This window comes from Brevibacterium sp. LAARM3_SD1 (genome assembly GCF_057364765.1).
Window position 1 is genome coordinate 110357 of record NZ_JBNFOL010000008.1, and the last position, 15338, is coordinate 125694.

At 65.5% G+C, this 15338-nt stretch carries 10 protein-coding genes and 1 pseudogene; 9 read left to right on the forward strand and 2 right to left on the reverse strand.

Annotated features, from left to right (window positions below; translation table 11 throughout):
- Positions 1 to 208 precede the first annotated feature (208 nt).
- The 5 genes from pyrE (at position 209) to AC2W7L_RS06915 (ending at position 4138) form a co-directional block, all read left to right on the forward strand.
- Entirely contained in the window at positions 209 to 775 is a 567-nt protein-coding gene (gene pyrE, locus AC2W7L_RS06895; protein WP_039212054.1) for an orotate phosphoribosyltransferase, read from the forward strand.
- A 180-nt stretch (positions 776 to 955) separates the two neighbouring features.
- Positions 956 to 1336: an ATP-binding cassette domain-containing protein gene (locus tag AC2W7L_RS06900; RefSeq protein WP_486003851.1), complete on the forward strand. Its 381-nt coding sequence runs from the start codon at positions 956 to 958 to the stop codon at positions 1334 to 1336.
- A 155-nt stretch (positions 1337 to 1491) separates the two neighbouring features.
- The gene (locus AC2W7L_RS06905) at positions 1492 to 1830 is read left to right on the forward strand and encodes a hypothetical protein (protein ID WP_486003852.1); all 339 of its coding nucleotides are present in this window, start codon (positions 1492 to 1494) and stop codon (positions 1828 to 1830) included.
- Positions 1830 to 3512, forward strand: coding sequence for an ABC transporter permease (locus AC2W7L_RS06910; RefSeq protein WP_486003853.1), 1683 nt, complete (start codon positions 1830 to 1832; stop codon positions 3510 to 3512). Before AC2W7L_RS06905 ends, AC2W7L_RS06910 begins: the two co-directional genes overlap by 1 nt.
- The gene (locus tag AC2W7L_RS06915) at positions 3509 to 4138 is read left to right on the forward strand and encodes a TrmH family RNA methyltransferase (protein WP_486003854.1); all 630 of its coding nucleotides are present in this window, start codon (positions 3509 to 3511) and stop codon (positions 4136 to 4138) included. The genes AC2W7L_RS06910 and AC2W7L_RS06915 overlap by 4 nt, the downstream gene beginning before the upstream one ends.
- A gap of 357 nt (positions 4139 to 4495) precedes the next feature.
- On the opposite strand, the gene AC2W7L_RS06920 is transcribed toward AC2W7L_RS06915, so the two are convergent.
- Together AC2W7L_RS06920 and AC2W7L_RS06925 are read right to left on the reverse strand one after the other, a co-directional pair.
- Positions 4496 to 5641: an acyl-CoA dehydrogenase family protein gene (locus tag AC2W7L_RS06920; RefSeq protein WP_039212058.1), complete on the reverse strand. Its 1146-nt coding sequence runs from the start codon at positions 5639 to 5641 to the stop codon at positions 4496 to 4498.
- A 38-nt stretch (positions 5642 to 5679) separates the two neighbouring features.
- A complete protein-coding gene (locus AC2W7L_RS06925) occupies positions 5680 to 6873 on the reverse strand; it encodes an acyl-CoA dehydrogenase family protein (RefSeq protein ID WP_135808845.1) in 1194 nt (397 codons plus the stop codon).
- A gap of 301 nt (positions 6874 to 7174) precedes the next feature.
- Here AC2W7L_RS06925 and AC2W7L_RS06930 point away from each other — a divergent pair.
- The 4 genes and pseudogenes from AC2W7L_RS06930 to AC2W7L_RS06945 form a co-directional block, all read left to right on the forward strand.
- A pseudogene (locus AC2W7L_RS06930) lies at positions 7175 to 7591 on the forward strand (AAA family ATPase); the annotation flags it as partial.
- A gap of 1380 nt (positions 7592 to 8971) precedes the next feature.
- Positions 8972 to 9721 (forward strand): helix-turn-helix transcriptional regulator, encoded by a 750-nt coding sequence (locus AC2W7L_RS06935; RefSeq protein ID WP_486003878.1) that lies wholly within the window; start codon positions 8972 to 8974, stop codon positions 9719 to 9721.
- On the forward strand, positions 9706 to 12279 hold the full coding sequence (locus AC2W7L_RS06940; RefSeq protein WP_486003855.1) for a LuxR C-terminal-related transcriptional regulator: 2574 nt from the start codon (positions 9706 to 9708) through the stop codon (positions 12277 to 12279). The genes AC2W7L_RS06935 and AC2W7L_RS06940 overlap by 16 nt, the downstream gene beginning before the upstream one ends.
- A 283-nt stretch (positions 12280 to 12562) precedes the next feature.
- Entirely contained in the window at positions 12563 to 15250 is a 2688-nt protein-coding gene (locus AC2W7L_RS06945; protein ID WP_486003856.1) for a LuxR C-terminal-related transcriptional regulator, read from the forward strand.
- Positions 15251 to 15338: the final 88 nt, after the last annotated feature.

Here is a 15338-nt window from a genome sequence, read left to right on the forward strand (position 1 = left end):
CGGACGCAGGGCCGCCCGGATCCTCACGCACCTCTTCGGCGGATCGCGCACATGAGCCTGTAGGCGCGAATCGGGTATGAACGCGGACTCTCAGGGAGCAATCCCGCAGTCGCAGAGAAGAGATGCCCGCGGTCCCTCCGCAGAGGCCCCGCTGTCACTGAGATGGGGCTGAACGGCCGCGTGCCGACCGCCCAGTAGACTGGAGTTCATGACCGACAGCGCTGACACTCGCCGACAACTGCTCGACCTCATCGACGAACTCGCCGTGGTGCGCGGCAGAGTGACCCTCTCCTCCGGCAAGGAGGCCGATTACTACCTCGATCTGCGTCGAGTCACCCTCGACCATCGCTCGGCACCGCTCGTCGGCGACGTCGTCCTTGATCTCCTCGAGGCCCATGATCTGCTCGACAAGGTCGATGCCGTCGGCGGCCTGACCATGGGCGCCGACCCGGTCGGCACCGCAGTCATGCACCGGTCGGTTGTCCGCGGCACTCCGCTCGACTCCTTCGTCGTGCGCAAGGAGGCGAAGAAACACGGAATGTCGCGTCGCGTCGAAGGCCCCGATGTCGCCGGCAAGCGCGTCGTCGCCGTCGAGGACACCTCGACCACAGGCGGTTCCGTGCTCACCGCGGTTGACGCGCTCAAGGAAGCCGGCGCCGAGGTGGTCGCCGTGGCCGTGGTCATGGACCGTGACACCGGCGCCAAGGAACGGGTCGAAGCGACGGGAATTCCGTACCTGACCGCGCTGACGACCGCGGATCTCGGACTCGACTGAGCTCCGCCTCGGCGAGGTGGGCCTGCACGGTGCCGCCTCGACGAAATCGGCTCACCGATCACGACCTGGGACTCGACTGGCAATTCTGTCGAAATCGAGGACGTGGTTTGAAACAAGTCTCTTATTTCAACACGATAGATGAGACACTCCCCAAGAACTGTTTGATGTAAAGGATGACGCGTGCTCACACTGAAAGAGGTTTCCCTGCGCAAAGGGAAGCGGACATATCTGGACGAGGTGAGTTTCACCGCCGAGGCGGGCCGGATCACCGCGATCGTGGGAACCCGCTCGGCGGGCCGCACCGAACTGGTGCGCATCATCATGGGCCTCATCGCCGCTGATGAGGGCACCATCGAACTCGAGGACTTCGAACTCGACTTCGGCGACCGACAGAACTTCGGCTATCTGCCCGCCGAACGCGGCGGATACCCGAACATGCGCGTCCTCGACCAGATCGTCTACCTCGCCCGCCTGCACGGGATCACCCTGGGCGCGGCCGAACGGAACGCGCTGACGCTTCTCGGCCACCTCGAGCTGGCGACCGCGGCTACGCTCCGCTGAAGAACCTCTCCGGAGCCGAGATCGCCCGCGTCGACATCGCCGCGACACTGGCCGCCGACCCGGACGTCGTCCTCATCGACGATGCCTTCGCCGGCCTCGACGCGGCCTCGCTGCGCCTGGTCACGTCCCTTCTGCGGGCCCACGCATCATCGGGAGTGCCCGTCATCCTGGCCACCGACGACTGGGAGGCCGCACAGACCTTCGCCGACGACGTCGTCATTCTGGGCCAGGGCAAGGTGACTGCCAAGGGCAGCGTCGAGAAGCTGCTCGGCGATCCGCACTTTCGAGTCGAGACGACCGACACCGATGCGGCCGCCTCGGCGCTGAAATCCCGGACCGGAATCAGCGACGTCAAGACCGCCGGACGCGAGCGCGTGAGCTTCCGCGCGAATGATGCGAGGTCAGCCGCCGCTGCCGTGGCTGAGCTGAAGAATGTGAAGAACTTCGAAAGTGTCCGCCCGACACTGGCCGAGCAGTACAAGGAGGCTCTGTAATGGCGCGCAAAGACAACGGTGCGAACGACGAGTCCCCGGAACCGCTCGTGTCCAAGGGCACGGCCGGCGAAGGCATCGACGACCTCGGTGTGCCCGTCGACGACGATGTGATCGAAGACGAGGCCACCACTGACGAGGCCGAGTCGGACGACGAGGCGACCGCGACCGGTGCGACCAAGGGGTCGGCCGCCTCGGCGAAGAAGAAATCGGCCGCGAAGAGCGCGGCAGCAAAGGGCTCAGTTGCGAAGGACACTGATGAGTCCGACGCCACCGACGGCCTCGACGACGTTCCTTTCGAACTCGCCGAGGACACCCCCGACCCCGACGAACTGCCGGAGACCGGACTGGTCTCGGAGTTCGTCGATGTCGGCAACCGCCAGGCCGCGTGGCTCGTGTCGAATCGTGAGTCCACCACGGCCATGCGCGGCCCCTACTTCCTGGTCACGGCTGCCGTGATCATCCTCGGCGTGCTGGCCGCCATCATCTCCGGAATCGTCGCCGACGTGCAGAAGGACTCCGGAACACCGACCATGGCGATGGTCGGGGTCGGCGAGCAGGCGGCGATGTACGAGCAGCAGCTCGGAGTGAAGATCACCGACGCGAAGGACGCGCCGGCGGCTGAGAAGCTCGTGCGTGAGGGCAAGGTCGACGCCGCGTTCATCCAGGACCCGAGCGGTCAGGGACAGCCGACGATCATCGCCCTCGACAAGCAGCCCGACGCCCTGCTCGAGAAGCTTGCGCCGAAGACCGAGGCGACGCTGCTCGAGACCCCGGCCGTCGACGGTGCCGTGGCCACTCCGCTGCTGTGGGGAATGGTCGCACTCTCGCTCCTCGTCGTCGCCACTCTGGGCACCGCGCTGTACCAGAACCTGCGCCTGGAGAAGCGCAACCGGATCACCGAGATCATCGCGGCCACGATTCCGCCGCGCGCCTCGGCCTCGGGCCGGATCACCGGCATGCTGACCCTGGTCATCGTCCATCTCGTCGTGGCGGCCGTCATCACCGAACTCGGACTCTCGCTGTCGGGCAAGACCTCTCTGGCCTTCGCCATGCTGCCGGGCCTCGGCTGGTTCGCGCTGGCCCTGCTGCTCACCGCCTGGTCGGTCTTCGCATTGCTGGTCTGGGCGTCGACCGTCGTCGGGTCCAAGGCACGTGCCACCTTCCTCACGATCATCGGCGTCATCACCGTGGCGGGCTTCTTCGCCCCGGTCCTCATCGGCCCCACGGGCACCGTCGCGAAGGTGCTGTCGTGGACGCCGTTCACCTCGCCGCTGGGCATCGCCGGCCGCTCCTTCGCCGGTCAGACCGAATGGTGGGAGGGCCTCGTCGCCGCCGGCATCGCTCTCGTCCTCGCCGTCATCCTCCACGCTCTGGCCTCGGGAGCGTACGTGCGCTCGGTGCTGTCCGGAGGCGGACGCGGCGGCAAGACCGTGAAGATGAGCAAGCGCGCGCAGAAGGTCGGTGCCGCCACCTCGGCGAAGGGCTCCGCGAAATCGGACTCGGCTGCGGATGATTCGGACTCGGACGCGGATGACGCGGATTCGGACGATGTCGACTCGGACGAGGACGCGAACTCAGCGGTAGACGGGAAGTCGAAGGCCGCCTCGGCGAAGAAGTCGAATGTGAAGGCGAAAGACGAAGAGGACGCGAAGTCGGCGGATGATTCCCGCGACGACAAGTGACCGAAAGCGCTGAACCGCAGGTGGGGGTCGGTCCGTGGACCGGCCCCTGGCCTGTGGAAGAGCACTTCGATCCGGAGCTGCTGGCTGAGGGCGACCGGCGCAATGTCGTCGATCGGTATCGGTATTGGAAGCACGATGCGATCGTGGCCGACCTCGATGCCTCGCGGCACGACTTCCATGTCGGAGTCGAGAACTGGCAGCACGACCTCAACATCGGTTCGGTCGTGCGCACCGCCAACGCGTTCAACGCCGCAGCCGTGCACATCGTCGGCAAACGCCGCTGGAACCGGCGCGGGGCGATGGTCACGGACAAATACCAGCACGTCATCCACCATCCGAGCGTGGACGACCTGCTCAGCTGGTGCGCCGAGAACGACGTGCTGCTGCTGGGCATCGACAACTTCCCGGACTCCGTGCCTTTGGAAACCTACGACCTGCCCAAGCGCTGCCTGCTCCTGTTCGGCCAGGAAGGACCGGGGCTGAGTGAGGAAGCGCATGAGGCGAGTCGGGACGTGCTCTCGATCGCGCAGTTCGGTTCGACGCGGTCGATGAACGCCGCAGCCGCTGCCGCGATCACGATGCATTCCTGGGTCCGCCGCCACGTGTACGACCAGCCCGTGAACTGACGGTTTCGTCGGGGCGGAGGTGCTGCCCGCGCCGAGGAAGCTGTGGCCTCCTCGGGCAGGTGCGGTTGACGTCATTGTTGGGTCGATCCACGGTGTTCTGAGCGCGGAAATCACCGTGGACACCCCACAATCCAACTCCGCCGGGCGCAGCAGCGTATCAGCCGGTGGGTGAGGCGCCGAAGGTGCTGTACCTTCGCCAGGGTTGGGCGGAGTAGACACGGACGATGCTGACCGTGCGAAGCGGACACGAAGAAGCGCCGAGGCGGCACGAAATCATTCGTGCCGCCTCGGCGCTTCTGTGCTGCCGGACCGAGTCGCTCGGGTCCTCGGCGGAACCGGAGCGACTCGGTCGCTGCCTCAGCTGAGGTCGGCCGCCTGGGGCTCGATGAGTCCACCCAGTTCGGCGAGCTCCGCGGTCAGCGAATCCGCGTCGTCGAAGGTGCGGGTCATGACCGTCAGGCGCTTGGCGTAGTGACCGATGGGGTATTCCATGGTCATGCCGATTCCGCCGTGCATCTGGATCGATTCCTGGCTGATGTTGCGAGCTGCCCGGTCGACGATGATCTTCGCAGCGATGACGTCGCGGTGGCGGTCCTTCTCGGCCCCGGGGACCTCGGAGGTCACGGCCAGACGCGAGTACAGCGCCATGCTGCGTGCGTACTCGAGCTCGGCGTAGAGGTCTGCGGCGCGGTGCTGCAGAGCCTGGTTCGCACCGATCGGAGCACCGAACTGCTCACGGGTCTTCAGGTACTCGGCGGTCATCGTCAGCGAGGCTTCGAGTGCACCGACGGCCTCGGCCATGATCGCAGCGTTGCCCAGGTCGAGGACCTCGGACAGGACGGCGTTGGCATCGGCGGCGTCGAGGCGCTGAGCGGCGACACCGTCGAGCTTGAGGTTCGCGCTGCCCAGGCCATCGGCCTGGCGCTGAGCGACTCGGGTCAGACCTTCGGCATCGGCGGCGACGAGGTAGAGTCCCAGTTCGCCGTTCTGCGAAGCGGTCACGACGAAGTGGTCGGCGACGTCTCCGCCGAGCACGTTGTTCTTCTCACCGGTGAGGGTGAAGCTGCCGTCGGCACCGGAGACCTGAGTCTGCGGGGCGTCGACGGCGTAGCGCAGTCCGGGCTCGAGCGCTGCGAGAGCGAGGAAGGTCTGGCCCTCTGCCACACCAGGCAGGATGGCCTGCTTCTGCTCTTCGCTGCCGCCGAGAAGGACGGCATTGGCGCCGAGGACTGCGGTCGCCAGGAACGGTTCGAGGACGAGCGAGCGCCCGAACGCCTCGGCGACCACGGCCACCTCGTTGAAGGTCATGTCCGCGCCGCCGTAGGACTCGGGGATTGCGAGACCGAGCAGTCCCATCTCGGCGAACGCCTGCCACTTCTCGCGGGAGATGCCCTCTTCGCTGCGAAGGATCTCTTCGCGCTTGGCGATGTCGTACTCGGTGCGCAGGTACTTGTTCAGTGTGCTGGCGAGTTCTTGCTGAATGTCGTTGAGTTCAAGATCCATGGTTGTCCTTCTTGGGAGATCGGATGAGCGTCGGTATCTCAGAGACCGAGCAGTGCCTTCGAGATGATTCCGCGCTGCACCTCTGACGAACCGCCGTAGATGGTGACCTTGCGGGTGTTGAAGTAGGCGGGCAGCGCATCGACGGCGCCGTTGGGCAGGTCGGACAGACCCTGACCCTGCACGCGGTCGGAGACGAAGTCGAGGCCCTGCGGGCCGAGCACGTCGACGAGGAGTTCGGAGATGTCCTCCTGCAGCTGCGAGCCCTTGAGCTTGAGCACCGAGGAGCGCGGATCCGGCTTGTCGGACCCGGCGGCCTGGGTCGAGAGGATCCTCAGCTGGGTCATCTCGAGCGCGGTGAGCTCGGCTTCGATCTTCGTCAGACGAGCGGAGAACAGAGGATCGTCGAGCAGTGTGCCGCGAGCGGTCTTCGTCACCGCGGCATAGGCCTTGGCGCGGGCGAGGTTGACCTTCGAGCCGCCGATGCGGGCGATTCCGGTGCGCTCGTTGCCGAGGAGGAACTTCGCGTACGTCCAGCCCTTGTTCTCTTCGCCGACGAGGTTCTCGACGGGCACCTCGACATTGTCGAAGAAGACTTCGTTGACCTCATGGCCGCCGTCGATGAGCTGGATCGGACGGACGGTGACGCCGGGGGTCTTCATGTCGATGAGCAGGAAGGAGATGCCGGCCTGCTTCTTCACATCCGGATCGGTGCGCACGAGGTTGAAGATCCAGTCGCCGTACTGGCCCAGGGTCGTCCAGGTCTTCTGGCCGTTGACGATGTACTTGTCGCCCTTGCGCACCGCGGTGGTCTTGAGGGAGGCGAGGTCCGAACCGGCGTTGGGCTCGGAGAATCCCTGCGACCACCAGATGTCGATGTTCGCGGTGGCGGGCAGGAAGCGCTCCTTGATCTCCTGCGAACCGAAGGTGGCGATGACGGGGCCGACCATGGAGACGTTGAACGGCAGCGGCTGCGGAACGCAGGCGAGCTGCATCTCTTCGAGCCAGATGTGGCGCTGCACCGGAGTCCAGTCCTGGCCGCCCCATTCGACCGGCCAGTTCGGCACGGCATAGCCGTGCTGGTTGAGGATCCGCTGCGAGGTGACCATGTCTTCCTTGGTCAGCTCCTGGCCGGTGGCGACCTTGAGGCGGAGTTCCTCGGGGATCTCCGTGCGGTAGAACTGACGCATCTGCTGCGCGAAATCGCGCTCTTCCGCATTCAGTAGTGTGTCCATGTGAACTCCTTATAGATCGTTCAGTAACTTTCCTCCAATGGTACGGTCCGGTGTTCCGGCTCACAAGTGGGCAAAGACGGAGATCCTCGCCGAGGCGGCCCTCCTATCCGATCGGATGTTCATATCACAATCGGCTAACTTTGTTTCAAAAATGTATTACTACACCTATCGCGAGTGGTAAGACTAACTCAGGAATTCCATTGTCGAATCCGATTGAGAGTCCCTCCGGCCGGACCCCGTGCCGCTGGGCCCCGCATTCCCCGCCGCAGAAGATCCCCAGGGGTACGGAAAGCTGAGCAACGTGTCAGGCAGGACCACGCGCATCCCCCAAGTCGCACCGTCGCGACGACTCTTCGGTTATGGATCCGAACTCTCGACGGTCGTCGACGCGATCTCCGGACAGAAGCATCTGGGTGCGCTCATCGTCGGCGCGGCGGGAGTCGGGAAGACCGCGCTGATCAATGCCGCACTCTCCCGTCTCGACCCCGATCTGTCGGTCACCCGCCTGCGCGGATCGGAGACCGCGCGGGTGCGCAACCTCGGAATCTTCGAAATCCTGCTGTCCCGGGAAGGCATCGACACAGACCTTCCGCCCGGTCGAGCGCTGTCGGTGATCGGTGATCTGTTCGAACGGAGAGCTGAGGGAGGAGACTTTCTGGTCGTCGTCGACAATGCCGATCTCGTCGACGATCACTCCCTGGCGGTGCTGGCCCAACTGACGGACGCGCGCAGGATCAAGCTCGTCATCGCCGCAGAATCCGTGCGCTCCCCGGTCGACCTCATCGCCGGGCTGTGGCTGGCCGGAAGTGTCGTCAGGATCGATCTGGACGGTATCGACGAAGCCGATGCGGCAGCGATGATCAACAGCATCGGACTCGTGGAGACCGAGACGAGGTCGGTCTCCGAGCTGTGTGCGGTCGCCCACGGCAATCCGCGGCTGCTCGAGAGGCTGCTGTTCGGACGGAGCCGGACCAGCGGGGTCGAGACCGCGATCGCTCGAGCCGACAAGTCCAGTCGAGAAGTCATCGAAACTGTCTCTCTAATCGAGGCAGTGCCCTATGACGTCCTCGTCGGGCTCGCCAGTCCGCAGATGATCGACTCTCTGGCTGAGGACGGTCTCCTGTCGATTTCGAAGGGCCGAGGGGGAGAGGTGAGCATGCGCGAACCCGTCACGGCTGAGAATGTCCGCTCCGCGGTTCCGCCTTCTCGCAGTCTCGAGCTGCTCACCCGGTTCGATGCCGGAGCGGACCATTCGGTACTCCATGGGAGCGCGCTCTTCGGCTACGTCTCGTGGTCGATCTCCTTGGGGCGGGTGCCGACTCCCAAGGAGGTGTTGGAAGCCGCCATGTGGGGAAACGCGCGCGGCAGGTACCTCGAAGCCGCGGACGTCATCCGCACCAGCGGCTATCGCGGTCCCGAACTCAACCTCGAGCTCGCCCGCTGCGAATGGGGAGCGGGCCGGCTCCGACAGGCCAGGGAGATCATCGACCCGCTCGTCTCCGAAGTGTGCTTGGACCCGGGGACGGCGTCGGGGGAATTTCTGTCCCGCCTCGCCGCTATGGAACTGCGACTGACGGACCCGCGGACTCCTGAGCGACTGCGGTTGGCCTGGGTCCGAGATCGACTGGAATCACCGACCGACCTCGGTCGGCTCGACGCGACGCGTGCTCGATTCGAACTCAAAGGAGGTCGGATCGCCGCTGCCTGCGCTCTGGCCGAAAGCGTCTATCTCAACCACGCGTGTTCGGTGCGCCATCGCCTCCGGGCGTGTGCGTTCCTCGGCGTGGCAGAAGTGATGGCCGGGCACATCGAACTGGGCCTGAGCTATATCGCCCAAGCCCGGCTCATGTTCGGACTTCCCGGGCCCGAATCGTTCGAACGGGAAGATGCCGTCCCGCAGTTCTTCGTGGCGAACTTCATCGCCGGCAACTGGGCCGAGGCGCGAACGGCAATGGATGAACTGACGTCCAGCCGACGGCTGACCAGACTGACGAACGCGCTCATCGACCTGCGTACCGGCAACGCGGCGAAGGCTCACCGCATCTTCAGCGAACTCAACCTCGGTGCCGACCCCTGCGACATCGTCGATATAGCGGGAATGGCCAGGTCGGCGCTGTCTTTCTCCGCGGTGCTGACACATCAGCGGAGCGAAGTCGTCCCGATCGCCGTCGACGAGGACTCCGACGCCAGTCGGCACTCGTGGTGGGCGTCCTTCGAAGCCAGACTCTTCGACCTTCAGGCATTGGCGCAGACGTCGCCCGGGCCCGCAGGCCCGCAACTGTACGAGCTCGGGGCCTGGGCGGACGAGCACGGCGCGCACACTCTTGCCTGCCTCGCCTGGCTCGAAGCCGGCCGGTTCTGGCATGAGCAGGCCATCGGCTGCCTGGCGGCGTCGGCCGGCAGGGTCGATGGTGCCCTCGGTCGCCTGCTGCGTGCTGTGTCTCATGCCTTCAGCACAGGCGATCTGCAGGCGCTCATCACCGCGGCCCGTGAGGCGCTGCTCTTCGGCGCCGTCGTCCTCTGCGCCCAACTGTCCGGCGAGGCCCGACAGCGCGCCGTCGCCGAAGGCGATGCCACAGCCACCAAAGAAGCCCGGATCCTGCTGGGGCGGAGTCGGCGCGAGCTCGACTTCGGCAGTGATGGAAAGCTGTTCCATGAGAACTTGACCGAGCTCGAAGAAGCAATCATCACCGGTGTCGTCGACGGCCGGACGAGCGCCGGGATCGGAGTGGAGCTGCACCTGTCGGCCCGAACCGTCGAATGGCACCTCGGCCGTCTCTACCGCCGAGTTCACGTGGCCAATCGGCAGGAGCTGCGAGAGGTGGTGACGGAATGGCTGAAGAACTGACCACAGCAGCCGCCTCGAGTGCTCCTGACGGAACTGAGATCTTCGGACGCAGAGGCGAACTCGACCTGATTCGTCAGTCATCGCGCTGTTCGGAATGCTCCGGCATCCTCATCGAAGGTGAGATCGGCGTCGGCAAGACTCTCCTGGCGAGAACGGCCTTCGCGGATGGGAACGACGGCATCTGGATCCGCGGGGACCGGGTGCACCAGAACACCGAGTTCGGCGTCTTCGGTCTGCTCGTCGACCTCGATGGCGAACCGTCCACGCTGGTGGGACGGATCGTGTCCCGGCTCACCTCGACTCGAACTCCCCAGGCGGTCTTCGTCGACGATGCCCACCTGCTGGACTCCCGCTCGCAGGAGATCCTGGCCGACTTGGCCAGCGTCGGTTCGATCAGGCTCGTTGCGATGTCGCGGTCCAATCCCGAGAGCGGGGTCATGCCGTTCTCGACTCTGGTCGAAGACCATGTGCTCCAGCATCTCGTGCTCGGCCCTCTGCCGCTTGAGGACTATCGGTCGATGATCGAACACCGCCTCGGTCACATCGTGTCCCAGGCCGTGGTCGACATCGTCGACTTCCATTCGCAGCGCAATCCGGGCAAGCTCATCGAACTCCTCGAATACACCGCACGACGTTCGCGCTTCCTCATGCGCCGCGGAGTGTGGATCCTCGACGGACTCGACATCGACTACGATGCGCGTGCCCGCGACTATGCACGGATGGGTCTTGCCGACCATTCGCCGCAGGAGACGGACGCTCTCGAGCTGGTCGTCCTTGCGGGAGAGGTGGAACTTTCGACACTGCTCGAGTCGGGACTCGGGGAAGCCGCGGATGCGCTTGTGGCCGCCGGCGAGCTGAAGATCGACGCGCAGAGGTCCCATATCTATAGGGCGGTCGAGAACCACGCCTCGGACACGATCAGGTTCACAACTCCGACCGGTCGGAGCAGAGAGTGGTTCGATTTCATCGACGCTTGCGGAGATGCGCCTTCGGAGTGGTCGCAGGTGGTCAGGGCCGAATGGGGGCTGATCTGTGGAGCAGAGGTCAGCGAGTCGAAGACCATCGAGGCCGCACTGACCGCCGCCCGTCTCGGAGACTGGCATCGGGCCATGCGGCTGATCGGGGAGATCCCGACGGAGCGGTTGAGTCCGCACGAGCTGCTCTCGGTCGCCCTGCTCTACTGCGGATGCAACAAGGCGCCGCTCGGCCTCGACTTCCTGGCCCACGGCGTTCGCACGGCCTGCTGCGCACAGCTGGTCGTGGACTCACTCGTGGTGTGGATGAATCGCGCTCTCAGCTCGATGTCGCCCGCGCTGCGGCTTGCGGACTTCCGCACCGCACTGGAACGGCTGCAGGATGACGGTGACGGACACCCCGGAGGGGGAGTGGATGCAGAATTCGGGCTCAAGCTGTTCGACCGAGTCGCTGCGCTCGTGGCCGAAGAACGAGCGATCACGGTGGATGTCTTCGAAGGGCTCTCCCACGAGAGCGTCGCGCCGGGCAGCTTCCATCTCCTCGACACGATGCTGCAGGCAACACATATGCTCGACTCAGGCCTCACCTTGGAGGCGCTCGCCCTCCTCGAGTCCCTGCAGGCCGAATTCCACTTCGACAGCACGGCAGTGCTCCATGTGGTCATGCTGCGGGGGCGCACTCTGCTGCAGCTGGGACGGGTAGCCGAGGCGAGGGAGCTGATGACAGCGCTGCCGACGCATGACATCGCGTATCTGTCAGCCCGATCGGGACCGATCGACCTGCTGTGGGCGCAGACCCACCTGCTTGAGGGCAACCTTCCAGGGGCGATGAAGGCGCTGCGAGCCGCGATCGAATCGCTGACCTATTGGAATATGGGCACGCAGCTTCCCATTGCATTGGCAGAGGCCGAATATGCGGTGTCTCGGGTGGGAACTGCGGCTGAGGCCGATGATCTGCATGCCCGCTTCGACGTGCTGCCCGTGACAGCTCCGTACCACGAATATCGGCGGGCGCTCGTGCTGCGGACGACGGCACGTGCGATTCGCACAGGGGAGCCCAGGTACGAACACGAGCTGCGCCGCATGTTGGACGAAGCCCAAGCCGATGGGGCAGCGGCGATCGTCGTCCTCATCCGCCTGCATCTCTTCCTGCACTTCGATGAGATCGCCCCCGAGGAGATGTGCGAAGCGGCCGCGCACGGAACCGGGCGTGAGTTCGACATCGTCGGCCGCCTCGGCGCTGCTCTGCGCGATCATGATCGTGCTGCCTTGACGTCCCTTGCGGAGGAATACGGCCCGTCGATGCCGGACCTGGCGGGCAGATGTGTCGCACTGGCCGCACGATTCGGAGCCGGCCAGAGCCGCGGACCGGGCGGGCAGGTCACGGGGCTGACTGCCCGGGAGAAGCAGATCAGTACGCTCATCGTCTCCGGCCGATCGAATGCGGAGATCGCTCTGGAGCTGGGGGTGCGGGTGCGAACCGTCGAAGGGCACACGTACCGGCTGTTCCGAAAACTCGGCATCGAGCGCAGAGAACAGGTCGCCGAGGCGATACGGGATACAGAAGGACGACTGCGCGCCTGAGCTCGACTGGAGTACCGGCAATTGCGGGATTTCGGACACGAGCGAGTACTCAGTCCAACCCGCCAGTGGTGACCCGGCGGTGACTGAGTAGTGACCTGAAGGGGACTCCCGTATCGACCACCTGGTCCGGGGCGGCTGCCGGCGAGCAGTATCTGAGTATGGACATCACACTGCACCCTCCTCGCCGAAGCAATCCCCGCGCTGCGCGAACGGCAGCGACCATCACCGGGCCGGGAATCATTCTCCGCACGGACTCCCCGGACTCGACGACAGGAGGCAGGCCATGCGTCAGGTGATTCGTCGCAAGGAGGTCGGCGACCTTCGCTCCCTCCTCACCCGGCACCGCGCCGCAGCCGTCACCGGCGGATTCGGGACCGGCAGGCGGTCGATCCTGCGGGCACTCGAATCCGAGTGGCAGGGACCCGTCATCAGGGTCGCATCGAGCCCGCTCGACGAGGACACGCCCCGGTCCGGGCTGAGCGGCCTGCTCGCCGCGGTCAGCGCATCCGCTGACGGACTCTGCGGTCCGGCGGAACTCGCCGCCGAAGAGATCATGCCGAGGATCATGGAGGCACTCCGATCGATCTCAGGAGATGAGGACACGCTCGTCCTCGTTCCCAATGCCGACGACATGGACACGGACTCGCAGCGGTTGCTCGGACAGATGCTGCGCCGGCTGAAGTCCGGCCGTCTGCACATTGTCATCACGGCACGGGCGATCGACGACGACAGCCCGTTCGCTTCGGTGCCGGAGATCGAACTTGCGGATCTGAACATCGCCGAACTCATCGACCTCGCGCGTGACCTCGCCCTGGCCCGGTTCGGACAGACGAGGATCGCCGAGGAGGCGGCCCAGGTCGCCGCCCACGCCGCGTCGGGTCGCCCCCTGGCGGTCAGCCACATCCTCGAGGAGATGGCCCCCAGCGAGATGCGCGGGGAGATCGCGCTGTCGATCCCGGTGCGCGTGGGACCGGCCAGCCGCCCGATGATCGCCGAATACGTCGAAGGGCTGAGCGATGAAGCCGAAGGGCTTCTCAGATGCCTGTCTCTTTCCCCGCTGACCCCGCTGCGGCCTCTGGCCAGGAGGCTGCCCGGGTTCTGGGAAGCCGTCGACGAACTCGAATCGCGCGGGTCGATCGAACGTCGGGGAGCATTCCTGCGGATACCGCACGGATTCGTCCGTGCCATGGTGCAACAGTCGATGGGGGCGAGTGAACGACGCAGGAACCACCTTGTTCTGGCCGAGGACTGCGCCGACACCTGGCCGCAGGTCGAAGCCTGGCACGTCTCGTTCATCGACCCGGGGGAGGAGACGGCACAGCAGCTGGCGGCGCATGCTCTCGGACTGGTGCGACGCGGACTCACTGCCGGAGGGGCCGAATTCGCCGAACGGGCCATCCGCGTCTGCAACGACCTCGAGGAGCTGCGGGACCAGTTGGTCGAGATCGCCGAGACACTGTCCGACCACGGGCAGTTCGCCTTCTCTCGACGCTATGTGCGGATCGCCTCCCGGTCGAACCGGGCCGCGGTCGTCGTCCGCGCCAGGACTCTCGAGGTCCGCAACGTCTTCCTTGAGACGCAGACGCTGCCGTCGTCATTGTTCACGTCGTGGAGCAGGTATGAATCGGAGCAGGCGCCCGCCGAGGTGGCGCGTCTGCAGCTGACTCTGGCACTCTGTCACTGCGAACGAGGCGAATTCTCCCGAGCGCGAGAGCTTCTGGCACTGGCCGAAGCCGCCGCAGAGCATTTCCGCGACAGTGAGCCGCAGCTTGCACAGGCCGTGCGCATCCTGCTCGACAGCAACGGCGGGGAGGACGGATCGGCGCTCGCCGGATTCGCGAGCCTGCAGGAACACCAGGATTCGATCAGACCGAGCTTCGGACTCGCCGTCGCCCACGGGCTGATGCTCACCGAGCACTATGAAGCCGCCACGGCCGTGCTCGACCGCATCGGTGAGACCTGGGCCGCGACCAGGGTCTGGAAGCGGCAGGTGGACTGTGTTCGTGCGGAACTGGAAATGCGGCGCGGCCGCGTCAGTCAGGCCGTTGAGGTCATCGACGGAATCTCTGCGGACGTGGCGACGGACAAGAGCAGAGGCCTTGCCGTCGTGCGTCAGGATCGGATCCTGCTGCTGCGCGCCTGGAAGCTGCTGCTGACCGGACGCGCCGGTGAAGCGGGGCCCGTCGAAGACCAGACCGCTGCCCTGGCGTCGGCGACGAACAACCATCGCCTGCTGGCCGAACTCAATGCGCTTCAGGGCAGATACCTGCTGCGCATCGACTGCGCGGCCGAAGCGATCGGGCACCTTCGGCGCTGCGAACAGCTGTCCGAGGACGAGACCAACCCGAACGTGCGTCGTTCCGAGGGCGACCTCATCGAAGCCTTGGTGGGTATCGGCAGAAGAGAGCATGCGACTCTTCTGCTCCAGAAGCTGCGTGACCGCGCGAAGGCATGCCCTTCTCGGTGGACAGATCTGTCCGTCAGTCGGAGTGAAGCGCTTCTGGCCGCCGGGGAGACTGCCACCGACCTGTTCGGGCGAGTGCTGCGGCAGTCCAGCACCTCAGAGTTCGTCTTCGAGAAGGCGGTCACTCATGCGGCGTTCGCCTCTCGTCTGACCGACAACGGTTCGAACCTGAGAGCACGCGAACAGAGACTCGCCGCTGCGGCGCTGTTTCACGAAGTCGGGGCCGGCCGTCTCTCCGACCATCTCCGCACCGGGCAGACCGTCGAAGAGCCGAAGGCGCCGACGATGCCTGAGCTGCCCCGCCTCGGCGAACTCAGCGATGAGGAGCTCAAGGTCGTCGAACTGGTTCGTGCGGGACTGAAGAACCGGGAGATCTCCGAGCGGATCTTCGTTTCCCTGCGCACCGTCGAACTCCGCCTCACCGCTGTCTACCGCAAGCTCGATGTCGGGTCACGCACAGAGCTCGTATCGAGGCTCGCGGGCAACCCGCGTCTCGCTGCGGTCTGAACCGAAATCCGGTTGGAACATGAGCCGCAGACGGATCTCACAGTCTGCGGCAGAACGCCCCGCGGAGACCCGCACCGCAGTCGCGGAT